Origin of the sequence: Alcanivorax profundi (genome assembly GCF_003597125.1) — a bacterium.
Taxonomy (GTDB): domain Bacteria; phylum Pseudomonadota; class Gammaproteobacteria; order Pseudomonadales; family Alcanivoracaceae; genus Alcanivorax; species Alcanivorax profundi.
On record NZ_QYYA01000003.1, the window covers coordinates 545,060 to 569,903 of the forward strand.

General features: G+C 59.2%; 22 protein-coding genes. 9 read left to right on the top strand and 13 right to left on the bottom strand.

What is annotated here, in order from left to right:
• The first annotated feature begins 23 nt into the window (after positions 1–23).
• The 4 genes from D4A39_RS12335 to D4A39_RS12350 all read left to right on the top strand — a co-directional run bounded on the left by D4A39_RS12335 (position 24) and on the right by D4A39_RS12350 (position 4,027).
• On the top strand, positions 24–1,190 hold the full coding sequence (locus D4A39_RS12335) for an acyl-CoA dehydrogenase (RefSeq protein ID WP_022985110.1): 1,167 nt from the start codon (positions 24–26) through the stop codon (positions 1,188–1,190).
• 469 nt (positions 1,191–1,659) lie between these two features.
• Positions 1,660–2,466: a YbaY family lipoprotein gene (locus D4A39_RS12340; protein WP_022986771.1), complete on the top strand. Its 807-nt coding sequence runs from the start codon at positions 1,660–1,662 to the stop codon at positions 2,464–2,466.
• 86 nt (positions 2,467–2,552) lie between these two features.
• Positions 2,553–2,900, top strand: a complete 348-nt coding sequence (locus D4A39_RS18210; RefSeq protein ID WP_022986770.1) for a DUF3302 domain-containing protein — start codon at positions 2,553–2,555, stop codon at positions 2,898–2,900.
• The gene (locus tag D4A39_RS12350; protein ID WP_022986769.1) at positions 2,900–4,027 is read left to right on the top strand and encodes an HlyD family secretion protein; all 1,128 of its coding nucleotides are present in this window, start codon (positions 2,900–2,902) and stop codon (positions 4,025–4,027) included. The genes D4A39_RS18210 and D4A39_RS12350 overlap by 1 nt, the downstream gene beginning before the upstream one ends.
• On the opposite strand, the gene D4A39_RS12355 is transcribed toward D4A39_RS12350, so the two are convergent.
• Positions 4,021–4,281 (bottom strand): hypothetical protein, encoded by a 261-nt coding sequence (locus D4A39_RS12355; protein ID WP_022986768.1) that lies wholly within the window; start codon positions 4,279–4,281, stop codon positions 4,021–4,023. The genes D4A39_RS12350 and D4A39_RS12355 overlap by 7 nt on opposite strands.
• 92 nt (positions 4,282–4,373) lie before the next feature.
• Between D4A39_RS12355 and D4A39_RS12360 the strand changes: the two genes are divergently transcribed.
• The 3 genes from D4A39_RS12360 (at position 4,374) to D4A39_RS12370 (ending at position 6,560) form a co-directional block, all read left to right on the top strand.
• Positions 4,374–4,928, top strand: a complete 555-nt coding sequence (locus tag D4A39_RS12360; protein ID WP_081703704.1) for an IMPACT family protein — start codon at positions 4,374–4,376, stop codon at positions 4,926–4,928.
• Positions 4,929–5,037: 109 nt separating this feature from the next.
• Positions 5,038–5,442: a DUF1330 domain-containing protein gene (locus D4A39_RS12365; protein WP_119918217.1), complete on the top strand. Its 405-nt coding sequence runs from the start codon at positions 5,038–5,040 to the stop codon at positions 5,440–5,442.
• A gap of 377 nt (positions 5,443–5,819) precedes the next feature.
• Complete coding sequence (locus D4A39_RS12370) at positions 5,820–6,560, top strand: dienelactone hydrolase family protein (protein ID WP_031227104.1); 741 nt, start codon at positions 5,820–5,822, stop codon at positions 6,558–6,560.
• Between the two features lie 263 nt (positions 6,561–6,823).
• Here the strand turns inward: D4A39_RS12370 and D4A39_RS12375 are convergent, their stop codons facing one another.
• Complete coding sequence (locus tag D4A39_RS12375; RefSeq protein WP_022986759.1) at positions 6,824–7,876, bottom strand: 3-deoxy-7-phosphoheptulonate synthase; 1,053 nt, start codon at positions 7,874–7,876, stop codon at positions 6,824–6,826.
• 561 nt (positions 7,877–8,437) lie between these two features.
• On the opposite strand from D4A39_RS12375, the gene pbpC reads away from it, so the two are divergent.
• Entirely contained in the window at positions 8,438–10,771 is a 2,334-nt protein-coding gene (gene pbpC / locus D4A39_RS12380) for a penicillin-binding protein 1C (RefSeq protein ID WP_438502576.1), read from the top strand.
• Here the strand turns inward: pbpC and D4A39_RS12385 are convergent.
• The 6 genes from D4A39_RS12385 to rsxA form a co-directional block, all read right to left on the bottom strand.
• Entirely contained in the window at positions 10,768–11,481 is a 714-nt protein-coding gene (locus D4A39_RS12385; RefSeq protein WP_022986757.1) for an electron transport complex subunit E, read from the bottom strand. The two genes, pbpC and D4A39_RS12385, sit on opposite strands and share 4 nt — an antisense overlap.
• Entirely contained in the window at positions 11,474–12,121 is a 648-nt protein-coding gene (gene rsxG / locus D4A39_RS12390; RefSeq protein WP_022986756.1) for an electron transport complex subunit RsxG, read from the bottom strand. The genes D4A39_RS12385 and rsxG overlap by 8 nt, the downstream gene beginning before the upstream one ends.
• Positions 12,118–13,137: an electron transport complex subunit RsxD gene (rsxD, locus tag D4A39_RS12395; RefSeq protein WP_022986755.1), complete on the bottom strand. Its 1,020-nt coding sequence runs from the start codon at positions 13,135–13,137 to the stop codon at positions 12,118–12,120. The genes rsxG and rsxD overlap by 4 nt, the downstream gene beginning before the upstream one ends.
• 95 nt (positions 13,138–13,232) lie before the next feature.
• The gene (gene rsxC / locus D4A39_RS12400) at positions 13,233–16,115 is read right to left on the bottom strand and encodes an electron transport complex subunit RsxC (RefSeq protein WP_022986754.1); all 2,883 of its coding nucleotides are present in this window, start codon (positions 16,113–16,115) and stop codon (positions 13,233–13,235) included.
• Positions 16,112–16,696 carry an electron transport complex subunit RsxB gene (gene rsxB / locus D4A39_RS12405; protein WP_022986753.1) on the bottom strand — a complete coding sequence of 195 codons (585 nt, stop codon included), beginning with the start codon at positions 16,694–16,696 and terminating at the stop codon, positions 16,112–16,114. Before rsxB ends, rsxC begins: the two co-directional genes overlap by 4 nt.
• Positions 16,693–17,277, bottom strand: a complete 585-nt coding sequence (gene rsxA / locus D4A39_RS12410) for an electron transport complex subunit RsxA (RefSeq protein WP_022986752.1) — start codon at positions 17,275–17,277, stop codon at positions 16,693–16,695. Before rsxA ends, rsxB begins: the two co-directional genes overlap by 4 nt.
• Before the next feature lie 250 nt (positions 17,278–17,527).
• On the opposite strand from rsxA, the gene D4A39_RS12415 reads away from it, so the two are divergent.
• Complete coding sequence (locus D4A39_RS12415) at positions 17,528–18,655, top strand: aminotransferase class V-fold PLP-dependent enzyme (RefSeq protein ID WP_022986751.1); 1,128 nt, start codon at positions 17,528–17,530, stop codon at positions 18,653–18,655.
• Between the two features lie 54 nt (positions 18,656–18,709).
• Here the strand turns inward: D4A39_RS12415 and umuC are convergent, their stop codons facing one another.
• From umuC to D4A39_RS12440, 5 genes are all read right to left on the bottom strand, one after another.
• Positions 18,710–19,975 (bottom strand): translesion error-prone DNA polymerase V subunit UmuC, encoded by a 1,266-nt coding sequence (gene umuC / locus D4A39_RS12420; RefSeq protein ID WP_022986750.1) that lies wholly within the window; start codon positions 19,973–19,975, stop codon positions 18,710–18,712.
• A 1-nt stretch (position 19,976) separates the two neighbouring features.
• Positions 19,977–20,408 carry a translesion error-prone DNA polymerase V autoproteolytic subunit gene (gene umuD / locus D4A39_RS12425; protein ID WP_022986749.1) on the bottom strand — a complete coding sequence of 144 codons (432 nt, stop codon included), beginning with the start codon at positions 20,406–20,408 and terminating at the stop codon, positions 19,977–19,979.
• A gap of 101 nt (positions 20,409–20,509) precedes the next feature.
• A complete protein-coding gene (locus D4A39_RS12430; protein ID WP_031227098.1) occupies positions 20,510–20,803 on the bottom strand; it encodes a hypothetical protein in 294 nt (97 codons plus the stop codon).
• 137 nt (positions 20,804–20,940) lie between these two features.
• Positions 20,941–23,187 carry an ATP-binding protein gene (locus D4A39_RS12435; protein WP_022986747.1) on the bottom strand — a complete coding sequence of 749 codons (2,247 nt, stop codon included), beginning with the start codon at positions 23,185–23,187 and terminating at the stop codon, positions 20,941–20,943.
• Between the two features lie 47 nt (positions 23,188–23,234).
• Positions 23,235–24,695: a DUF3336 domain-containing protein gene (locus D4A39_RS12440; protein ID WP_119918218.1), complete on the bottom strand. Its 1,461-nt coding sequence runs from the start codon at positions 24,693–24,695 to the stop codon at positions 23,235–23,237.
• Between the last annotated feature and the right edge of the window lie 149 nt (positions 24,696–24,844).

Sequence of the window (24,844 nt, forward strand, 5' to 3'; positions counted from 1 at the left end):
GAATGAAACGAACGGGATTAGTAATGCAACGATTTGATTGGAAAGATCCGCTATTGCTGGAAGGCCAGCTGAGCGAAGACGAGCGCATGATTCGTGATGCTGCCCATGATTATTGCCAGAGCAAGTTGATGACGCGGGTGCTGGAGGCGAACCGGCATGAGGTGTTTGATCGCGAGATCATGAACGAAATGGGGGCGCTCGGTTTTCTGGGCCCGACCATTCCCGAGGAATACGGTGGAGCTGGCGTCAACCATGTGAGCTATGGGCTGGTGGCCCGGGAAGTAGAGCGGGTGGATTCCGGTTACCGTTCTGCCATGAGCGTGCAATCATCCTTGGTGATGTTTCCGATCCATGCTTTTGGCAGTGAAAGCATCAAGCGCAAGACCCTGCCAAAACTGGCCAGCGGCGAATGGGTTGGCTGTTTTGGGCTGACCGAGCCGGATCATGGCTCGGATCCCGGCTCCATGAGTACCCGTGCCAAAAAGGTCGATGGCGGTTATCTGCTGAATGGCGCCAAGACCTGGATCACCAATTCGCCCATTGCCGATGTGGCGGTGGTGTGGGCCAACCTGGAGGGCAAGATCCACGGTTTCGTGGTCGAGCGCGGTGCCGAGGGTTTCACCACGCCGAAAATTGAAGGCAAGTTTTCCCTGCGTGCGTCGATTACCGGCCAAATCATGTTGGATGACTGTTTCGTGCCGGAAGAAAATCATCTCGATGTGGAAGGACTGAAAGGTCCGTTCAGCTGCCTTAACAAGGCCCGTTACGGCATCAGCTGGGGCGCCATGGGGGCGGCGGAATTTTGCTGGCAGGCGGCGCGCCAGTACACCCTGGACCGCAAACAGTTTGGACGCCCGCTGGCCCATACCCAGTTGATCCAGAAAAAACTGGCAGACATGCAGACCGAAATCACCCTGGGTCTGCAGGGGGCATTGCAGCTGGGGCGTTTGATGGATGCCGGGCAGTGGGCGCCAGAGATGGTTTCACTGATGAAACGGAACAACTGTGGCAAGGCCATCGACATTGCCCGCCAGGCCCGTGATATGCACGGCGGTAACGGTATCAGCGATGAATACCATGTGATTCGCCATGTCATGAACCTGGAAGCGGTGAATACCTATGAAGGGACCCACGACGTGCACGCCCTGATTCTTGGCCGTGCTCAGACCGGACTGGCCGCCTTCGGGTAAACCCGGCGCGACATCCTGATCGACCGAGAAGGCAGCCATCTGGCTGCCTTTCTTGTTATTGGGGTACCCTGATGAGCACAGCCGGGCAAGGGAACCGTCGCGGCGGGTCTGGGGAACCTCTGAATAACTCCTTGCATGCTCAGCGTGTCCTGAAGCGTGCAGCTGTTGTGTATTGCCTCGACGGTAAGGGTGGTTCCCTTTCTTAAAGGCAAGGCGCAGCAGATGTGGGCTTCAGGCCGCGCCTTTATGCTCGTCAGGGTACGTAGGGTCTTCCAGGCTGGCCCGCACTCGTTGTTGCGCTTCCTTCGAAGGTGAAGAGCCGATGGATGGACATACACCTTCAAAATCGCGCCCCTCTTTACCTTTTGACCCATAGAGGGGGCGAACCAGCCTGAAAAACTGAGCATGCAAGGAATTATTCAGAGGTTCCCTCGGTCCATATTTCATTCGAACTTTTGAAGGTGCTGTCATGATGGGATCTCATTCGGGTATCACTCTGGGCTGGATGTCCCTGCTGCTTTTGACCATGGGATTGCTGGCGGGGTGTGATAATGACCCTCGCGCAACAGGGGAGGCGCCTGCAGTAAAAGGCGAACAGCGGGTTCTCTCTGGCAAGGTCATGTACCGGGAAAAAATCGCCATGCCGGAAGGGGCGACCTTGACGGTTTCCCTCGCTGATGTATCGCGGATGGATGCGCCTGCCGACATCATTGCCGAGCAGCATATTGATGCCCCTGGCCAGGTGCCGGTGCCTTTTGCGTTACGCTACCAGGCGGATGCCGTTGATCCAGAACGGGCCATGACGTACGCGGTGCGGGCGGAAATTCGTGGCGCAGGGGGTGAGTTGCTATGGACAACCACCCAGCGCAACGACGTGGATTTCAGTGCCGGAGTGCCGGCCGATATGACCCTGATGCTGGAGAAAGTCGGCTCGGTCAAGCGCGGCGCAGTGATCATGAACCGGGAACAGGCCCGCAAGCGTGGGGCCGATTTCTGGGCCCAAGGCAATGAGCCGGGCTGGCATTTGGTCATCGTACCCGAAGAGGTACTGGTGTTTGTCGGGGATTATGGGCAACGAACCGTCACCGTTCCTAACGCTGGTGCTCTTACTGAAGATACCGTGACATTGTACGAATCTACCTCGGAGTCAGCCGCCCTGCGTGTGGAGATAGAGAAGGGCGGTTGTGAGGATGGAATGAGCGGAGCGGAGTTTGCGTATCAGGTCTCGGTAACGCTGAATCAGAAGCTTTACCGCGGTTGCGGTGAAGATCTTTAATTGTGTCACCCTTTCCTGTGAAGGTTTTCTGGTAGCATGAGGGCAGATTGCGGGAACGCTTTGCTTTACTACACCAAGGAATCTCCATGCTTGATTATATTGCTCTTGGGCTACTGCTGTTTGTGGCGCTGGTGCTGTTTTACGGCGTCATTGTCATTCACGACATCCCATACGATATCGCCAAACACCGTGACCACCCCCATCAGGATGCAATTCATGTTGCCGGTTGGGTAAGCCTCTTTACCCTGCATGTCTTATGGCCGTTCCTCTGGATCTGGGCCACCCTGTATCGCCCCGAGCGGGGTTGGGGGTTCCAGCAAATACAGGAACAGCAGAAGAGCGATGAGGCATTATTACTGTCTATGCAGCAAACTCTCGATGCCCAGGCACAGCGAATTGATGCCCTGGAGCGCAAGCTGGAGGGGAATGCCTGATGGAAACGCTGATTCTCCTGACTTATGCCGCCATCTGTGTCTTTATCTTCAAGGTCTTCAAGATTCCGTTGAACAAATGGACGGTGCCCACCGCCATTCTGGGAGGTATCGTACTGATTGGTGCCATTATTCTGGCGATGAACTACAACCACCCCTACACCGATAAGGTGCGCCAGATCTATGTGGTGACTCCTATCGTGTCAGAGGTGCGGGCGCGGGTCCTGGAAGTTCCGGTGAAGCCTAACACCCCTGTCAAGAAGGGGGACCCTCTGGTCATTCTGGATAGCACCCGTTTCGAGGCGCGTGTGGCACAGCTCGAAGCGCAACTGGCGGATACCGGACAATTGGCCGAAGGCAATGTGGCCTCGGTGGCGGAAGCCCGCGCCAAAGTGATGCAAGCCACTGCCAAGCGCGACCAGGCGGTGCGGACCCTGCGCCGGTACCAAGGCGCGCCAGATGCTTTCAGCCGACAGCAAATCGATACCCAAACAGAGCGAGTTGCTGCCAGCCGGGCGGATCTTGATGCCGCACAGGCTGCACTGGCTAAAGCCGAGACCCAGCTTGATGGTTCAGTGGATGGGGACGACCCTGCCGTGGCAGCAGTGAAGGCGCAGCTTGAGGAGGCTCGCTTCGATCTGGAGAACACCGTAATCCGTGCGCCAATGGACGGGTTTGTCACCCAGCTGGCGGTGCGCCCAGGCATGATGGCTGTACCCTTGCCCCTCAAGCCTGTTGCCAATTTTATCAACCAGGAAGAGCGGCTCTACGTTGCCGCATTCCGTCAGCAATCCTTGTTGCGGCTGGAGCCGGGCGCAGAGGTTGAGATGGCTTTCACATCACTGCCGGGCCAGGTTTTCAGCGGTAAGCTGGTGCAAGTGATGCCGACCATTGCCGAAGCTCAGCTGGCTGCCGGTCAGGCGCTGGTAGGTGGCGCGGCTTTCCAGAAGATGGATAACGAGGCCATGGTGATTATCGAGCTGGAAGGGAATGACGAAGTACAGTCCCTGCCCATGGGGGTCAGTGCCCAGGCAGCGGTGTACACAGAACATCTGCACCATGTAGCGATCATCCGCCGGATCCTGCTACGGATGATGAGCTGGCGACATTACCTCTACCTGGATCACTGATCCTGGGTGTGAGTATCATCACGGGCGGCCTTGGGTCGCCCGTTTTGTTTTGGGCTGCCGGGGGAAAGCAGGTGAAAGACAAATCGGCCACAGGCCAGCCACAGCAGTAGAACCAGCAAGAGAAAAAAGACACTGCCGTCCTGGTAAAGCGCCAGGCTTAACGGCAGAAACAGCACGCCACTGAACAACAGCGCCATGATCACCGTAAGTTGGCGCCGGCGTTTGAGACTGGCAGAAGAGGGTTTCGGGTTCATGCTGTGGAGTTTAGCATAGCGAGTGTCATGCCCCAGCCGGAGCCATTGTCATCCACGGTTATCCTGTTCCTGCCGGTCCTGTAGACCGGGAAATCACCATCAACAAAAGCCGTTTTATCACCTGGCTCAGACCGGTGTGCGACCGTGATGAGGCCATGGCTATCGTTGAACAGGCACGTCAACGCTACCCGGATGCTTCGCACCATTGTTATGCCTACCTGCTGGGTAACCCCGCCTCAGCCCAGGCAGCCATGAACGATGATGGCGAGCCCTCTGGCACGGCAGGCAAACCCATTTTTAACGTCATTCAGCACAAGGGTATGAGTGATGTGCTGGTCGTGGTGACCCGTTATTTTGGCGGCGTGAAACTGGGGGCAGGGGGGCTGGTACGCGCCTACGCGGCAGCGGCGGAGTCGGTGCTGGCGGAGGCCGAAAAGGTAGAGAGTGTGCCGCAAGTACTGTGTCGGCTTGAGATGGGCTTTGCGCAGGAACAGCGGCTCAGGCATTGGGCTGCATGTCATGATGGGCAGGTGGAAGAGGTTAGCTATGGCCAATCCGTGGTCATGACATTGCGTTTTCCCCGTGATTGGATGGGGGAGCTGGAGCAGCTCTGCGCGGCCGAACAGATTCAGATTACTCTGCCATGAGCGGCCCGTTTGTCTGGCTCGATGTCGTAATTGGCTCTTCTCTTGCCTTTGCATCTGGCCCATGGTGATCTGATAGGACAATAACGACAACTGAGACTCTGGAGCGTTCATGGCTGACCGTCCCGTTATCGACCCCAATCCGAAGACCCTGCCCGACATCCTGGCCTCGCTACCGGATGACACTCCTATCGTTATGCTCAACCTGCTGCGCTTTCGCGACAAAGCGCAGTACAAAGATGGCGAAGCCGATTACAGCGGCCGCGAGGCCTACCAGAAGTATTCCGAAGTGGCCTTTGGCAAGGTCAAGGGGGTAGGCGGCGAGATGGTCTGGAAAGGGCGCGCCCTGGCGGGTGTCATTGCGCCGGAAGGGGAAACTTGGCACAGCGTCCTGCTGGTTCGCTATCCCTCCAAGCAGGCCTTCGCCTTGATGCTGGCCGACCCCGAATACCGCGAAGCCACCCGGCACCGTACAGCCGCGTTGGAAGAGGCGAGATTGGTGGCGATGCAGGAGTGATAGGCAGTTAACAGTGAATAGTGAACAGTTAACAGCGGCGCGGTTGCGCGTTATGTGATCTGAAAGGCATGAGGCCGCGCCCAGAATTTGGACGCGGCCTCATGCCTTTAAATAAAAAGAAAAAGCCTAATAAAGCTTGACAGGGTATGTCGGTCGGGCAGCCTGTTCACTGTTCACTGTTCACTGTTCACTGTTCACTGTTCACTGTTCACTGTTCACTGTTCACTGTTCACTGTTCACTGTTCACTGTTCACTGTTCACTGTTCACTGTTCACTGTTCACTGTTCACTGTTCACTGTCACTGTTCACTGTTCACTGTTCACTGTTCACTGTTCACTGTTCACTGTTCACTGTTCACTGTTCATGGCGATCTCATTATGACAAACCAACCTGTAGGCATTCCCCTCCCCAGTGGTCATACCATGCGAGCGCGCTGGTTGCGGCCGGCGTCGGCGCAGCCGCATAAGGCGGCGGTGATCGCGATTCACGATATTTTTGGTTATACCGATGATATTGAGCGCATTGCGCAGCGGCTGGCCGATAACGGTTATCCGGTGTTGGTGCCGGATTTATATGATTTGCCGGGCAGCAAGGCGTTGTGTGTCGTGAAGACATTGAAGGCCCATGAAACCGGGAAAGGGCCTGCGTTCGAGCAGCTTGAAGCCTGCCGGCTCTGGTTACTGGCGCAGTCGGATGAGCCGGTGGAGCAGGTGGGGGTGATGGGCTTTTGCATGGGCGGTCGTTTTGCTGTGCTGTATGCCAGCCAGGCCCCGGTGCAAGTGGTGGCGCCATTTTATGGCGGGATCCCGAAGAAGGCGGAGTCCCTGCAGGGGATCTGCCCGGCGGTGGGTGGCTGGGGGCGTCAGGATATGCTGTATGGCGATCATGGCGAGCGATTGGCCAGCCATCTTGATCGTCTGGGGGTTCCCCATGATGTGAAGACGTACGACGATGTGGGCCATTCTTTCATGAATGACCACCAGACCTTCACATTCAAGAAACTCGGCCCGCTGCCGCCGCTGCGCTCAAAGTTTGACGCGGGGGCTTCGGAAGACAGCTGGCAGCGGGTGTTGGTTTTCTTCGAAAAGGTGTTTTCAGGGGAGATCGGTTCTCGCTAGAGTCGGAGCAACGTGGTCATGTCGGTTGCCATTCGCACTACGAATTCATCGCCATGCAAGCATGGCGATGAATTACGGATTTCGCTGATTTTTCAGGTATACCACAAAGGCAATGCTGGCGATGACCAGCAGAAAAATCACGAAAGCAGTCAATAGTTCTGACAGGGTCAGGTTGGCCAGCATCCGGGCTCTCCAGGCAGACAGATCAATTCAGAATAGCAGAACCGTGGAAGGTAAGCGCCTGCCACGGTTGCCATTGTGCATTAGATTTCCTGCAACAGGTCACAGGTCTTCTCCCATCCCAGACAGCCGTCGGTAATCGAGACCCCGTACGCTAGCGGTTTGTCCTGCCCCTGGCGCCCATCTTCAAGATGACTTTCCAGCATCACGCCGACGATGTGCTGCCGGGACGGGTCACGCTGCTGTTGACGCTGGGCCAGCAAGTCACGAAGTACATGGGGCTGGCGTAGCGGGTCTTTACCGCTGTTGGCGTGGCTGCAGTCCACGATCAGGCGAGGGTTTTGGCCCTTTGCCTGCAGGGCTGTAACCGCCTGGCGAACACTGTTGGCGTCGTAGTTCGGGCCATCGTGCCCGCCTCGTAATACCAGATGGGTATCCGCATTGCCTGCGGTCTGTATCAGCGCGTTACGGCCATCGTCATCCATACCCAGATGCGTGTGCGGATGACTGGCGGAGCCCATGGCGTCGCAGGCAATGTCGATGCTGCCATCGGTACCGTTCTTGAAGCCCACCGGCATCGCAAGGCCGCTGACCATCTCACGGTGAATCTGCGATTCGGTGGTGCGCGCTCCGATCGCCGCCCAGCTGAGCAGGTCACCCAGGTAATCCGCCGCCATGGGGTGGAGCAGTTCCGTGGCCAGAGGCAGGCCAAGCTTGGCCAGGTCTCGCAGCAGGTGGCGGGCGACGGTCAGGCCGGTGCCGATGTCGTTGCTGCCGTCCAGATGGGGATCGTAGAGCATGCCTTTCCAGCCTACGGTAGTACGGGGTTTTTCCACGTAGGCGCGCATCACGATGAATGCCTTGTCTCGCAATTGCTCAGCCAGTGCGGCCAGCCGGTGACCGTATTCCAGTGCGGATTTCGGATCATGGAGCGAGCACGGGCCGGTGATGATCAACAGGCGATTGTCCTCACCGTTGAGAATATTGCGAACAGTCTGTCGATGGCGATCGATCTGTTCGGCCAGGGCGCGATCCACGGGCAGGCGCTCTCGCAGCAGGGCGGGAGTGGGCAGTGGCAGGCTACGGCGGCTGGCAGTCGTCAGATTCCGGGCTGTGGTGTCGTGAAGCTGTTGCATGGTCGTTCCTTGTATCGGGTGCGCCTGCGGGGCGCTGAAATTCATCGTCGTAATCGCAAAACCGGCGGCTGCCAGTGGCTAAATAGTGTGCTGGACGCTGTCAGGCAATATCGGTACATGGTGTTGCTCCTTGATGATGTTGGCGTTGTTGGCGCCAATAAAAAACCCCGGGCGGGATACCGACCGGGGTTTTTGAGGTTTCGGCAGGCGTCCCTTGCGGGCGCGCCTGGATACGGGATCAGGCGCGCAAGCGGCTAAACCAATACCCAAAATAGAAGGTGCCAGACACAACACGACCCACTACCGCGCGAGCGGTCAGGTGTGAGTTGTGGGAGGTTGGCGCTTTCATCATTTAATCTCTGTCTGTTGCGTTCGATGTGAACGTGCAGTGTCTCAATGATTCAAGACTAGCCCGCAGCTACCGTCGCTGCAAGCGGAAAAGGTCTAGGGAGCTATTCAGAGGCTCCCTGGCAGTTATAGCGAAATGCTATGCCGCTGCAGGCTCGCTTCCGCGCGGCCCTTTGGCTAGTCTTTGTTTTCCTGCTGCGAGCCACCATGTCCATGCCTCATCTCACGAAAAAGACCGCGCTGCGCTGGTTCTCTATTCCGGCTTTGGGGCTCTTGCTACTGGCCGCCTTGCTGCACTACTGGCCACTTCCTGAACGGCTGACCAGTATGCCTTACGCTACCTTGATGCTGGACCGGGAGGGTCGATTGCTCAATGCCCGCATCGCCAGTGATCAGCAATGGCGATTCGTGCCGGTGGCGAAGCTTCCGCCAAAATACCAGCAGGCGCTGTTGAGCTTTGAGGATCAACGGTTTTTCGCCCACCCGGGAATTGACCCGCTGGCGATTGGCCGTGCCCTGTGGCTCAACCTGGAGGCGGGCAGGGTGGTGAGCGGGGGCTCGACCCTGACCATGCAGCTGGCGCGGTTGCTAAGAGAAGACCCGCCCCGCACGCTGCCCGAGAAAGCCCGTGAAGCCTGGCTGGCACTCCAGCTGGAGTGGCACCTGAGCAAGGAGGACGTGCTGGTGCAGTATGCCAGCCGGGCGCCGTTTGGTGGCAACATCGTTGGGTTGCGGGCAGCCTCCTGGCGTTACTTTGGCCGTGAGCCTGCGGCGCTGAGTTGGGCAGAAGCCGCCTTGTTGGCGGTGTTGCCCAATGCGCCTTCCTGGATTCACCCGGGCCGTAATCGTGACCGACTGCGGGCCAAACGGGACCGGTTACTGCAGGCGCTCCATGACAGTGGAGCCATGGAGCTGCGTGACTTGCAACTGGCGCTGCTGGAGCCGCTACCGGCGGCCCCGGCGCCCTTGCCACGGCTGGCCAGCCATTTGATGCAAACCCTCGAGCAGCAACAGCACAGTAAACTGTTGCGGACCACCCTGGATGCGGACCTGCAGCGGCGGGTTCAGTCCCTTGCTGCTCAGCATGGGCAGCGCCTGTCGCGGGAGGGGGTGCACAATGTGGCGGTGGTGGTCATTGATCACCGTGAAGGAGAGACCCGGGCCTATGTGGGCAACACCACCGAGGGGGATCCGCAGGAATACGGTGCCGCTGTAGACATTGCCAGCGCTGCGCGTTCGACCGGCAGCGTACTCAAGCCCTTGTTGTATGGGTTGATGCTGGATGGGGGGCTGCTCCTGCCCGATACCCTGGTCGCAGACCTGCCTACCAATTACGCCGGCTTCAGCCCGGAGAATTACGATCACGCCTACCGCGGTGCAGTGCCGGCGCACCAGGCGTTGAGTCAATCGTTGAACATTCCGGCGGTGCGCATGTTGCGGGAATACGGCATTGGCCGTTTCCACAGTGAGTTGCAGCGTATGGGAATGAGCACCCTGTTTCGCCGTGCCGAGGACTACGGGCTGACCCTGATTCTCGGGGGGGCAGAAGGGCGGCTGGATGAATTGACCGGTATTTATGCCCGCCTTATGCGTGCCGCCACCGGCCTTACCCCCGGCACGATTCGTACCCTGCAACAGGACGAGGAAGACAACTCGCCGTTGATGCTGTCCCCCGGGGCGGCATGGTTGACCCAGCAGGCACTGCGAGAGGTGGCTCGTCCGGGCACCGCGCGGCAGTGGCGCCAGTTCAGTTCCAGCCAACCGATCGCCTGGAAAACCGGTACCAGCTACGGGTTGCGGGATGCCTGGGCAATCGGCAGTAATGGCCGCTATACCGTCGGTGTCTGGGCTGGCAATGGCAATGGAGAGCCCGCCCCGTCATTGGGCGGTGCCGCCACGGCGGCTCCTGTGATGCTGGATGTGTTCAGCCTGCTGGGCCCATCGCCCTGGCCTGCAGCTCCCCTGGATGAACTCAATACGGTGCAGGTGTGTGTCGACGACGGCTATCTGGCCGGCGGGCAATGCCAGACCCGCACCGGTTATGCGCCACGGTTGAGTCATTTCCAGTCCGTTACGCCGCATCATTTACGGATTCATCTGGATGCCAACGGGCAGCGAGTGCATGGCAACTGTGAAGCGGTGGCGAACATGCAACACCGGGACTGGTTTGTGTTGCCGCCGGCTCAGGCCTGGTTTTATCAGCGGCAGCACCCTGATTATCGGCCGTTACCGGCATGGCGCGAGGATTGTGTAGCCGGTGCCCTGGCCCTGCAGAGCGAGCCGCCCATGGCCATCGTGTACCCGCATGTGGGGAGTGAGATCTACATTCCCACCGAGCTGGACGGGCGGGCCGGGCGGGCGATTTTCCGTGCCGTGCATCAGCGCAAGGGGGCGAGACTCTACTGGCATCTCGACGCGGAGTTTCTTGGCGAGACACGGCATTTTCATGAGCGGACGATCCTTGCCGAGCCCGGCTGGCATACGCTGACGCTGGTGGATGATCAGGGGTTCCGCCTGCGTCAGCGTATCCGGATTCTGGGGCGTTAGCTGACCTTGCCAGTGGTGCGTACCCGACGGCTCACTTTGGGCTCGTCGCTGGCCTTGGCCTTCTGGATGGCTTTCAGCCGTTTATCGATTACGTTTTTGCCGGCGATGATCAGGCCCAGGCCGAGGAAGGCGCCGGGGGGCAGAATCGCAAGCAGGAAGCCGCCGTAGTTGTCGATCACATTCAGCTGCCAGTGGGCAGCCATGGGGCCGAACAACAGCTGCATGTTGGTAAACAGCGTGCCCTGGCCGACCAGTTCGCGCATGCCACCGAGAATCAGCAGGATCACCAGAAAGCCAAGGCCCATCATGAAACCGTCCACGGCTGACGGCAGGATGCCATTCTTGCTGGCAAAGGCGTCGGCGCGGCCGAGCACAGTACAGTTGGTCACGATCAGTGGAATGAAGATGCCGAGGATTTCATAGAGCTCGAAGGTGTAGGCCTGCATCAGCATTTCGATCACGGTGGTCATAGCCGCGATGATCATCACAAAAGCCGGCAGGCGAACTGCATCGGTGACGTAATGGCGAATCAGGGACACGCACACGTTCGAGCCTACCAGTACCACCAGGGTGGCAAGGCCAAGCCCCAATGCGTTGACCACGGATCCGGTGACGGCGAGCAAGGGGCAGAGTCCAAGAATCTGCACGGTGGCCGGGTTGTTGTTCCACAGCCCGTCCATGCTGATTTTCTTGTAGTTCACATCACTCATCACACACCTCCGCGGCGACGGCTTCGGCATCCGCAGCAAAGAGTTGCTCGCGGTTGGCATCAAAATACTGCAAGGCACGGTATACCGCACCCACGACGGCCCGGGGAGTAATGGTGGCGCCGGTAAAGCTGTCGAATTCGCCGCCATCTTTCTTCACTGCCCAGCCGCTGGCCTGCGGGTTTTCCAGTGAGCGGCCGTTGAAACCATAGATCCAGTCGGATTTTTTGGTTTCGATATTGTCGCCCAGCCCGGGGGTTTCGTTGTGCGGGGGAACCACGCGAACGCCCTGAACCGTCCCGCTGTTATTGATGCCAATGATCACGGCAATATTGCCGCCGTAGCCATCCGGGGCTGTGGCTTCCAGTACGGCGCCGTTGGGCTGGCCATTGAGGCGGGCGCGATAGATATGATGTTCGCTGCGCCCCAGCAGCGGATCACGGCGGGTAACGCGGTCGGCAAGCAGGTCATTGTCGTGCTGGTCGTGGGGCATCACTTCGTTCAGCGAGGTCATCAGCGCCTGCTGACGATTGCACTGCACCTGGTCAATGGTCAGGGCATTGGTGATGGCCAGGGCCGCAGCAGTGCCGATAGCGAACAGGCTCAGGATGACGGCGTTTTTGGTGATGGCATACCGCATCATGAGCCGGTCCCTCTATTGGGCTTGTTATGGCCGTAGGTACGCGGCTGGGTGTAGTAATCGATAAAGGGGGCGCTGAGGTTGAGTAACAGTACCGAGAAAGCGACCGCGTCCGGATAGCCTCCAAAGCTGCGGATAACCCAGATCAGCACACCGATCAGCAGGGCATACACCAGGCGACCGTTACGGCTGGTGGCGGCACTGACCGGGTCGGTGGCGATGAAGAACGCACCGAGCATGGCGCCGCCAGACAGCATATGGAACAGCGGGTCGGCAAAACGGACCGGATCGATGAGCCATGCCACCAGTGCCGGCGCTGCAAGGCCCGCCAGAAAACCGGCGGGGATATGCCAGGTGATGATCTTGCGGCTGATCAGATACAGCCCGCCCAGCAGGAACGCCAGGTTGACCCATTCCCAGCCTTGCCCGGCCAGTTCGCCGTGCAGGATCGGGTGGCTGGCCAGGGCCGCTTCGTCGCCTGCCCAGGTGCGGAAGGTGTCCAGCGGTGTCGCCCCACTCAAACCATCAACCGGCAACTGACCGGCAAACAGTTGCAGGCTTTGCTGCAGGCTGGGGGCGTCACCGGGGCTGATCCACTGGGTCATGGCCACCGGAAAGGAAATCAGCAAGAGCACATAGCCGACCATGGCCGGGTTGAACGGATTCATGCCCAGGCCGCCATAGAGTTGCTTGGCGACGATAATGGCAAAACTCACGCCCACCAGTGTCAGCCACCAGGGGGCGGTGGGGGGCAGAGCCAGACCCAACAGCACCGCGGTGACCACGGCGCTGTAGTCTTTCAGATAGAACCCGATGCTGCGGCCACGGGCTTTCAGGAACAGGGCTTCGCTGACCAGGGCCACGACCACCGCCCACAGCACATTGATCACCGTGCCCCAACCAAACTGCCATGTCAGTACTGCCAGGCCGGGCAGGGTGGCGTAGATCACCTGGCGCATGAAGGCGCCGGTGTTGTTCTTCACGGAGGCATGGGGCGAGGAGGACGTAATCAGGCTCATGTCGATTCAGGCCTTGCCGTTCAGGTAGGGGGCGACGCGACCGGGCATGGCTGGCGTCGCGCTTGCAGGTTGTAAGGTCGTCAGGGCGGCTTTCATCATTCCACCAGCCCCTGTTCTTCCACGGCTTGTTTCAGTGCCTTTCGGGCAATCTGGGCTTCGGCTTCCAGGGCTTTCAGTTCAGAGTTGAGCGCTTCCAGTGACTCTTCGCTGCTGCTGTCACGCAGGCGCTGCAGTTCGATCGCCTTGTCGGCCAGGGCGCTTTCGGCCCGTGCGGCTTCCAGTTTCAGCGTTTTCAGATCCTTGCCGGTGTGGGCACGAATGTCTGCCTTGGCTTCTTCTACCAGGGCATCCAGCGCATCACGGGCGATGTCGGCCTTGTTCTTGAGTTTGTCCACCCGGCGCTGCATGTCGTTGAGTTCGTCGGCGGTGACGTCCTCCTTGCGCTCGGCCCGTTCAAGGGCGGCGTGGGCTTCCTTGTACTGCTTGTGGGCCATGTTATAGGCGGTTTTGAGGCCTTTGAGACGCTTTTGCCGCTTGGCGGCTTCTTCCGGATCCACGGCGGCCAGCGATTGCGGGGCAGTGGCTTCAGGGATACGCGGTTGGTCGGTGGTGGCCGGTGCCGCCTTGGGGGTGGCAGGTGCGCTTGCCTTGGCCTCGCGCAATTCTGCCTTCCAGTGATCTGCATCGGCTTTCAGCTTGTCGGCTTCGGCACGCAGGGCCGCCGCGTTCTCCGCGCGATTTTCTTCCGCTTCTTTGGCGGCTTTGACCGCGGCCTTGTAGGCAGCAGAGGCTTCACCCACTTTGGCCTTCAGCTCGACGAGCGGATCGGCCGGCGGCGGGGTGGCGGGCGCCGGGGTCGCCGCTGGCGCATTGGCCTTGGCCTCACGCAACTCGGCTTTCAGTGTGTCGGCTTCGGCCTTGAGGGTGTCGGCACTGGCCCGTAGCTCGGCGGCATTGTCATCGCCGTTGGCCTCGGCCTCTTTGGCCGCTTTGACCGCAGCCTTGTAAGCAGACGATGCTTCGCCCACCTTTTGTTTCAGTTCAGCGACGGGGTCGACTTGTGGCGCCGCTGCAGGGGCGGCTGGGGCATTGGCCTTGGCCTCGCGCAACTCGGCTTTCAGTTTGTCGGCTTCGGCCTTGAGGGTGTCGGCACTGGCCCGTAGCTCGGCGGCATTGTCATCGCCGTTGGCTTCCGCCTCTTTGGCGGCTTTGACCGCGTTCTTGTAGGCAGACGAGGCGTCACCCACCTGTTTCTTGAGTGTGGCCACCCGATCCTCTGCCGGTGCGGCGGCAGGGGCGGCGTTTTTGGCGTCACGCACGGCGGCCTTGGCCTTGTCGGCCACGGCTTTCAGGCGCTCGGCTTCGGCCTTCAATTCCGCACTGTTCTCTGCCTCGTTGGCTTCTGCTTCCTTGGCCGCCTTGACTGCCGCTTTGTAGGCCTTGGATGCTTCCAGAGAGGCCTGTTTGAGGGCGGCGGTGTCCACGGCCGGGGCGGCAGCAGTGTCGGTTTTCTTCTTGCGGTTGGCTTCCAGGCGGGCCTGGCGACGGGCTTCCTTCTCGGCCTTCTCGGCGTCGATACGGGCTTGGCGCGCCTCGAAACGTTCCCGGGCCTTGTCCGCTTTCAATTGGTCGGCGGCCTGCTGGCGCACGGCACCCTTGGCGTAGCGGTAGTACTGCACCAGCGGAATGTGGCTGGGGCAGACGTAGGCACAGGCGCCACATTCGATGCAATCCATCAGGTTGTGGTGCTGGGCCTTTTCCAGATCGTCATTCTTGGCATGCCAGTAGAGCTGCTGGGGTAGCAGGTTGGCCGGGCAGACTTCGGCACAGGAACCGCAACGGATACAGGGCTGTTCCTCTGGGGGTTCAGGCAGCTCTTCCGGGGTGGCGGCAATGATGCAGTTGGTGGTTTTGACGACCGGCACGGCCGGGTTATGCAGGGTGAACCCCATCATCGGGCCGCCCATGACCAGCCGTTCGAGTGCATCCGGATTGACGCCGCCATGGCTTAGCAGGTCGCGTACGGGCGTGCCCAGCAGCACCTCGTAGTTACCCGGTCGTGCGACGCCATCGCCGGTCAGGGTGGTGACCCGGCTGATCAGGGGCTGGCCGTCTACCACGGCCCGCTTGATGGCGTGGGCGGTGCCGACGTTCTGGCACACCACTCCCACATGGGCGGGCAGCTGGCCGCTCTGGACTTCCTTGCCGGTCAGCAACTGGATGATCTGCTTCTCGCCACCGGACGGGTATTTGGTCGGCACCACACGGACTTCGATATCGCAGCCCTTGCAGGCCCGCTTGATTGCGGAAATGGCCTCGGGCTTGTTGTCCTCGATCCCAATCAGGGTGCGGCGTGGGTTGAGCAGGTACTGGAGGATGTGGATGCCGGTGATGATCTCGTCGGCATGTTCACGCATCAGTCGGTCATCGGCGGTGATGTACGGCTCGCACTCCACCGCATTGATGATCAGCTCTTCTACTCGCTGATGGTCGCCGAGGTTCACCTTGATGCTGGTGGGGAAACCCGCGCCCCCCATTCCGGCAATACCGGCATGGCGGATGGTGTCGACCAGCTCGCCGGGGCTCAGCTCGGTGTAATCAGTCACGCCACTGTGGGTGACCCATTCATCCTTGCCATCGGTGTCGAGCACCAGGCAGATGGCATCCATGCCAGATGGATGCTGGATCGGGCGGGGGCCAATGGCACTGATGGTGCCGGAAGTCGGCGCATGAATCGCGGCACTAACGGCGCCGCCGGGTTCGGCAATCATTTGCCCCTTGAGGACCCGGTCGCCGGGGGCCACCAATGGCTTGGCCGGTGCCCCGATATGCATGTTCAGTGGCAGCACCAGCTGGGCCGGCAGAGGGCCGGGCGCAATGGGGGTGCTGTTGGACAGGTGCTTCATTTCCGGTGGGTGAATGCCGCCGTGGAAATCAAACACCTTCGGGCTGCGCGAACGGAACAGGGTACGAATCACAGGTTGACCACCTCAATACGGCTGTCCGGGCGCTGACCAATGCCGGCAGGGCGGTGCCAGCCCCAGGTCTGCAGGGTAGGTTTGACCTCTACCATATCAATGCAGTCCACCGGGCAGGGCTCCACGCACAGGTCGCAGCCGGTGCATTCGTCCACCATCACGGTGTGCATCAGCTTGGCAGCGCCGACAATGGCGTCCACCGGGCAGGCCTGGATGCACTTGGTGCAGCCGATACATTCATCCTCGCGGATGTAGGCGACTTTGGGGATGTTGGCGTCTTCGGCGCCTTCATCGTCCAGGGTCAGCTCATCACGGCCAAGCAGGTCAGTGAGGGCATCCACGGTATCCTGACCGCCGGGAGGGCAGCGATTGTGTTCTTCCCCTTCGGCAATGGCCTCGGCATAGGGGCGACAGCCGGGGTGGCCGCACTGGCCGCATTGGGTCTGTGGCAGCAGGTCGTCGATCTGGTCGACAATGGGATCGCCCTCCACCTTGAATTTTTCCGAGGCGAAACCGAGCACCGCTCCGAACACCGCTGCCAGTCCCAGCAGGGCGGCAATCGCAATCAGTACGGCACTCATAGCTTGATCAACCCGGAAAAGCCCATGAAGGCCAGCGACATCAGGCCGGCGGTGATCAGGCCGATGCTGGGACCGCGGAACGCTTCCGGTACATCCGCAACGGCGATGCGCTCACGCATGGCGGCAAACAGGATCAGCACGAGGGAGAATCCCAGCGCGGCGCCAAAGCCGTAGGTCAGTGATGACATGAAAGTGGCATCTTCCTGGCGTACATTCAGCAGGGCGACACCCAGCACGGCGCAGTTGGAGGTAATCAACGGCAGGAACACCCCCAGTACCCGATAGAGCAGGGGGCTGGCTTTCTTGACGAACATTTCAGTGAACTGCACTGCCACGGCGATCACCAGAATAAAGCTGATGGTGCGCAGGTACTCCAGCTCGAAGGGCACCAGAATGTAGGCCCAGGTCAGGTAGGCGAGTACGGAGGAGAGGGTGAGCACAAAGGTGGTGGCCAGTGACATGCCCATGGCGGTCTCGATCTTGTTGGAGACACCCATGAACGGACACAGCCCCAGAAACTGCACCAGAACAAAGTTGTTAACCAGCACTGCGCTGATCAGTATCAGGACGTACTCTGCCATGAATTCCCGGCTCGCGAAATAAACACAGTGTTTATGGGGTTTAAGGGGCGCATAGTATGCGTGAGCGCCCTGGCTGGCTCAAGAATGATAATAGCTTAATGGTTTGCTGCGCCCCCCGCATTGACTGCAGACACGGCTTGCCTGTGCATTTTGCCACCAATCACACCCCCAAAGGTTGCGTTGGCAGGGGCAATCCAGTATCCAGAGAGACCACGATAAACGCCGTAGCTACCGCAAGGAGATCCCCCCTGTGACCGACCTGCCCCGTGACTTTGATCGAGACGGCCTGCTGGAATACTCCGTCGTCTTTACGGATCGTTCCCTGAATCACATGTCCCAGCGTTTTCAGCAGGTGATGCGTGATATCTCCAGTAATCTGAAGCAGGTCTACAACGCCCATTGTGTTGCAGTGGTGCCCGGTGGTGGCAGTTTTGGTATGGAAGCGGTGGCACGCCAGTTTGCCACCGACCAGCATTGCCTGGTGATCCGGAACGGGTTTTTCAGTTTCCGTTGGAGCCAGATTTTTGACATGGGCGGAATTCCGTCAAAAGAAACGGTGCTGAAAGCCGCTCCGGTCAGTGACCAGCCCAGGGCGCCGTTTGCGCCCGCCCCGATTGAAACGGTGGTGGCCACCATCAAGGCTGAAAAGCCCGGGCTGGTGTTTGCGCCCCATGTGGAAACGGCCTCCGGGATCATTCTTCCCGATGATTACCTGAAACAGGTTGCCGAGGCGGTGCACAGCGTGGGTGGGCTGTTCGTGCTGGACTGTATTGCATCCGGGGCGATCTGGGTGGATATGAAGGCCATCGGGGTGGATGTGCTGATCAGTGCGCCGCAGAAAGGCTGGAGTGCCTCACCCTGCAGCGCTCTGGTGATGATGAGCGAGGCGGCAGAACAGCGATTACAGGTCACCACATCCACCAGTTTTGCGGCTGACCTGAAAAAGTGGCGAGACATCATGATCGCCTATGAAAAGGGTGGGCATGCCTACCACGCCACCATGCCGACGGATGCCTTGCGCGGGTTCCGCGATGCCATGCTGGAAACCCTGGGTGAGGGCCTCACGGCAGTGAAGGAGCGCCAGTGGAAACTGGGCATGGCCGTGCGCGAGCTGCTGGCAGAGCAGGGCTATGAAAGTGTGGCGGCGCCAGGTTTCGAAGCGCCGGGTGTGGTGGTGTCTTACACCGACAACGATGCCATCAAGAGTGGTGCGGCCTTTGTGCAGCTGGGTTTGCAAACCGCGGGCGGCGTGCCGCTGATGTGTGATGAACCTGCGGATTTCAAGACCTTTCGGGTCGGGCTGTTTGGTCTCGACAAGTTGGGGGACACTGATGCCGCTGTTGCTCGGTTGAAACAGGCCCTGGCTCAGATCAAATGATCCTGCACAGCCTTGGAGCTGTGCTGCCCGGTTTTCTCTGCGCTGCCATACGGTTCATCCGATGGATATCAGGTCCTGCCATCGCGTGGTGTAGGCGGGAGAAAGCCGCTGTCTTTTCATTCCCCACTCAGGCTGATGTGCTTCCATACCCTGGGCCGCCAGCCATACCTTGCCGATCCCTTGCTGATTGATGTTGTCGAGTGTGGCCATGAGGGTGTCGGTTCGCTCGCGGGCAGGAGAGTCGAGCAAGCTCTCCTGCTGGCAACCGGGGGCGGCAATATCGTGTATCAGGATGCCGGCCTTGGCATAGCGGTAGCCGTCTTGCCAGATGCAGTCCAGCAACCTGCGAGCCATGGCCAGCAGGTCCCGGGCATCGGCGGTGAGTGTCGGGAAGTGGCCTGTTGCCTGATTGCTGTAGCGGGCTTCACCGGGGGTAAAGGGGCTGGTCTGGATAAAGAGGCTGAGCTGGGAGGCCAGGCTGTTCTGGCCGCGCAGTTTTTCACCGGCACGCCAGGCGTGGGTGGTGATGGCGTGCTGCATGACGGTCTTGTCGGTCACCCGCTCCCCGAATGAGCGCGAACAGATGATCTGTTGACGTGGCGCCGGGATGCTCTCCAGTGACAGACAGGCATTACCGTTGAGCTCCCGCACGGTACGCGCCAGTACAACACTGAACTGTTTCTGTATCCGTTCAGGTGGGCACCGGGCCAGATCCAGGGCAGTGCGAATCCCTTGTTCCGCAAGACGTTTTCCGAGTCGCCGGCCAACTCCCCAGATGTCGGTTACTGGCACCAACTGCATCAGTTTCTGTTGCCGGGCCCGTTCGTTAAGCACGACCACGCCGCCTGTGGCGGGCCATCGTTTGGCAGCATGGTTGGCCAGTTTGGCCAGGGTCTTGGTGGGGGCAATTCCGACGCAGACGCTCAATCCCTGATGGCGACCAATGGTGTGACGAATCCGTTCGCCGAGCGGTTGCAGTTGTGGCAGGGGGATACCGCTCAGTTCCAGGAAGGCCTCATCAATGGAATACACCTCCACCGCGGGGGCCAGTTGTTCGAGGGTGGCCATGACCCGTGCAGACATGTCTGCGTACAAGGCATAGTTGGATGAAAACACGATGATGCCGTGTTGTTGCACGGCATGGCGAATTTTGAATGCCGGAATGCCCATACGAATGCCGAGGCGTTTGGCTTCTGCGGAGCGAGCGATGACACAGCCATCGTTGTTGGACAGAACCACCACCGGTTTGCCGCGCAGATCCGGGCGGAACAGGGTTTCGCAGGAGGCGTAGAAGTTATTGCAGTCTACCAGGGCGTACATATCACTTGCGCCGGGTCTGGTGGATGACAAATGTGACCACGCCAAAGAGATCGAGTTGGCTGTTGTCATCCAGAATCAGGGAAGGGTAGGCCGGGTTGTGGGCTTTCAGGCAGGGGGAGGGGTGCAGGCACAGCTCCTTGACGGTGAATTCGCCATCCAGGGCTGCGACAACAATATCCCCGTGGCGGGCCTCCAGCGCTCGATCGATGACCAGTATGTCACCGGAGGAAATACTCGCCCCGAGCATGGAGTCGCCACTGGCCCGGGCAAAGAAAGTGGCATTGGGGTGCTCGATGCACAAGGTGTTCAGATCCAGCCGCTGTTCAATATGGTCCTGGGCAGGAGAGGGAAAGCCTGCCGGGATGCGAGAGGCATACAGGGGGCGCTCGAGGGGTGGCATCTCGTGGGCGGGGCAAAGCAGAGTGACAGGCATGGCGGGGCTCCGGATATACTGTTCTTATGGTCAGTATATCCGAAAAAGCCCCGAGCCGAGCAAGGGGGCAGTGATGGGCGAGGATGAGGCCTGCGGTCTGTTTAGACCGGGACGGTGAGATAGCGGCGACCCAGCTCGAACAGGGCACGAATCTCCAGCATTGTGTCGTGGCTGCGTAGGGCGTCACTGGCCATACGGATTAACGGGTAGCGGTGAGCCCACGCGCAACTTTCCACATAATGGCTGCGGGCGCGCTCCGGGGCGAGGGTGTTGATGGCCAGAAAGCGTTCTTGTTCATCGTTGTACAGAACGTAGCCGCGGAACACCGCATGCTGGGGTAGCCCTACTTCATCGAGGAAATCAGGAAGCCAGTTCTCGGTCGTATCTGTATTCATGTTGCCCTCAAGCATATCAAGGCCATCTGCGGATATGACTCTACGATAGGGGAGAAGTTGCACAGGGTCGGTCGGTTTTGGTTGCTGAATTGTCAGCGCTTTGTGACGGGGTTCAGGTTCTTGGTAAACAGGAAGAATCAGGAGCGAGGAGAGAGCTGCTGCAGGCACTGAATCAGGGTATTGCGGCGCAGGGGTTTGTTGAGCACCTGGTCAATGCCTGCGTCTCGAATCAGGCTGGCATCGTTATCCAGCGTATGTGCGGTCAGCGCGATCACCGGGCAAGGGGAGAGTCCCGTTTGCTGTTCAAACTGGCGAATGGCACGGGTGGCACCAAGACCATCCAGGCCCGGCATTTCAACGTCCATGAGAATGACATCAAATTGCCCTTGCTGTTGCTGATAAGCCTCCAGCGCGGTGTGTCCATCGTCGCAGATAGTGGCCTCAGGAAGAGACAGCGAGTTTAGCAAGGCCTGCAGGACGGAGCGATTGACCGGGTTGTCCTCTGCTACGAGGATGCGAAGTGATGGTAAATCCGATGAAGGCGGGGGTTCCGTGGAGCCCGGCTTGGTATGGGGGGGGTGGGCCAACAGTTTGAACAGGGCCGTGCGAGTGACCGGTTCTCGCAGATAGCGACAGGAGGGGGAGTCCATGTCTTCGTGGCCAATCAAAATGGTCCTGTGCTGCCATTCCGGGGCAAGGGTCAGGTCAGCTGTTTTCGGGCTGAGCAGGTCGGCGTCTATCAACGCAATCGCGGAAGACGAAGCACTATCGAGCATGGACAGTGCCGTTCCGCGCAAGGGGCGCCCATTGGCCAGATTGAGCATGCGTGTCAGTGGTTGCAGCAAAGCGTCCTGCTCACTGATCACCAGTAGGGGTTGCCCGTCGAGATCTGGCAAGGCGGGCTGGTTGGGGGTGGCCGCAAGCGGCAGGAACAGGGTGAAGGTACTGCCATGACCGGGTGTGCTATGGACAGACAGCGAGCCCTGCATGATGGTGCTCAGTGATCGGCATACACTCAGGCCCAGCCCTGTGCCGCCGAAGCGGCGTGCGGTGCTTTGGTCTGCCTGGGCAAACGCCTCGAAAATGCTCTCCTGCTGTCGCGGGGTGATGCCAATGCCCGTATCTTCGATTTCAATACGGACCCCGTTGGGGTGGTCCAGTGCGCGGACAATAATGTGTCCGCGCTCAGTGAACTTGATGGCGTTGCTGATCAGGTTCATGAGAATCTGGCGCAAACGCACTTCATCTCCGCGGATGATCTGGTGTTCCTTGAGAAGCAGCTCACAGGCCAGCAACAAGTGCTTCTTTTCGGCGAGTCCGGCGTAGGCGCACAGGGTGTCTTCGATAAGCGTCACCAGATTGAGAGCGCGGTTTTCGAGCTTCAGCTCACCTGCTTCGATCTTTGAGAAATCGAGTATGTCATTGATGATGGCCAGCAGGTTCTCGCTGGATTGCTGCATCAGCTTCAAATAGTGCGCCTGGCGGGGGGTGAGTCGCGAACTCTGTAACAGGTCAAGCAGCCCGATGATGCCGTTGAGAGGCGTGCGGATTTCGTGACTCATGGTGGCCATGAATGTGTTTTTGGCATCGTTGGCGCTTTCAGCCCGAATACGTCGCTCTTCATTATCCAGTCGCAATTCACGTTCTTTCAGAAGCGCCTGGTCTGCGTTCTGCCGAGCCTGAATATCTTCCAGTAATCGCAAGCGCATGGTATCGAGGGCCGCGGCAATGTTATCCAGCTCATCGTTGACCGGCCCGTTCTGGCGCGGGATGGGATGATGCAGGGAAGACAGGGTCAGTTGCCGGGTGGCATCCGCCAGCTTGCCCAGTCGAAGGGTTAACAACTGGCGTAACAGAATGATAATGAGCAAGGCGCTGATGAGGGCTTGTGTGGCCAGAAACGTTACCAGGAAAATGGTTTGCTGGCCGAGTTGTTGATAAAGGCTGTGCTGGGAAATGCCCAACTCCAGTGTACCGAGGGCTTCGACTTCGCCGCTACGGCGCTGATACGTCAACGGAAAGCGATGGCGCTCCTGAGGTGGATGTGAGGTACTGTCACTGGCGCTGAGCATTTTGCTGTTGCCGTTCCAGTCCTGCCAACGGATCACGGCATATTCCACATCAGGCAGGCTGACCAGAGCGTTAAGCTGCACTTTCAGCTGTTCTTCATCAAAATTCCACAGCGACCGAGACAGGCCTGGCAATGTGGTCAGCTCGATTTGGGCGAGATTCTGTGCGAGCCGTTGGGTGCCCTGGTGATATTCACGAATCACAAAAAGCGCAATGCTAATCAGCGTGACCAGTAAACTTACCAGCAGAACAGCGCCCGCCAGCCGCAGGGCCAGTGGGTTTTGTCTGGAAAAAGGTATCAGCAAACCGCGCAAGCACTCTCTCCCTGAAGCGGTTCCGACGCTGCGCGGTGTCAGGCCGGTTACACGGCAGTCATCGGTACTTGATCCAGCATACGCTCTTCAATGCGATCGAGGCGAGCACGACAATCGCGGAAGGTACGGCTGATGGCGGTCGTGTTGGCAACCATATCTACTTTCGGCCAGGTGGCTTTTTCACCTCGGCGAATGAACGTTCGCACGTCTTCCAGGGTTGCGTTGCTCAGCACCTTCAAGGCGTTGAGAGGCTGGCGAGGCGGAATCATGTTGATGTCGCCCATGTATTTCTGACCGACCATGCTTCTGGCCTTGTCGATAATCAGGCCCAGGTCGTTGGAGGCGACCCGCTTCTGCACCACATCCAGTCCATAGCGAACATTCATGGATACGTTTTTGAGTGCCCAGTCGCCGACCATGCGCAGGGTGCTCTCTGCGTGCTCGTTACGTGACAGGAAGGGCACAACGTGAGGATTCGTCTGGCTGACAATGGAGTGGTTCACTCCATACAGGCGTGCCAGTCGCTGGATGGGCAGATCGTCAACGATGGAGCCATCAACAAACTTCCGGCCCGGAATATAGGGAACACGCTCACCGTCGATATTCTTGGCCCACAGGGAAACGGGTGGGTAGATACCGGGGATGGCGCAGGACGCCAGCGACGCCTTGCGAATCAACACATTGGGCGAGGTACGCCAGTTGAGCAAGCGAGCGTGCTGGTTGCGGTCGTAGGGGCTGACAGTGATATTGATCTCGCGGCCGGTGTGGCGGTAGGCCTCCTCGAAGGTCATATCAAAGATGTTTTCTTCAAGGCAGCCTTCCAGATGGTCGCCGTCCAGCACCGGAGTGCCGCGCAGCAGCCCTTTCCAGCCGATGACCTTAAACGCTTCCAGATAGATATTTTCCGGCTCGAGTTTGGTTTTCAGTTCGTCATCATTGTGGGTGCCGACCACGGACGCAATGATACTGCCGGCACTGGAGCCAGAAATGACCGAGGGCAGCAAACCTTGCTCCCATAGACAGCGCGCGACCCCGATGTGGAACAGCCCGAGGGCCGCGCCGCCGGACAGCATCAGGCAGCTCTGGCCAAAGGCTTGGCCGGTGGTCTCGAAGAAATCCAGTTTTTCCTTGAGCCCGAATTCCTTGAAGTTGCTGTCGCAAAGGTAATTAAGAGCGGTGGTGACTTCGGTGAGATAGTTGTCGATCAGGCGTTTGGTGCCAACCCGGCTGTGCTGATACAGCTTGGGATTGGAGATGTTCCCCAGGTTGCCATGCAGGCCTTCATGGAGATGGAAGACCAGCTTGTTGACGTCGTTACGCTCCCGGGCCTGGCGGATTTGCCACAACCGGTTACGGATCAGTTCGTAGTCGTAGTGGGGGGAACGGTCAATTTCCTTCCATTCGTCTGCACCGGACAGACGGTCGTGTTCCTGGCTGGCCTCGTACCATTCTTCATAAGTCTGGGCGTGCTCGATGGCGCGCTCCAGCTGCTTGAGTGTGCCCTTCATGCCGGCTCTCTCCGCGATATTTGTTGTCATTGTCTGATGTCAGTATAGCCATGGGGGGCGAAGAGAATGAAGCTTTTGTCAGACAAAAGTCCGATGAAGGGCAAACAGACGTGCGAGTTATGAGTAAATTTGCGTTTTGGCTGTGGTCA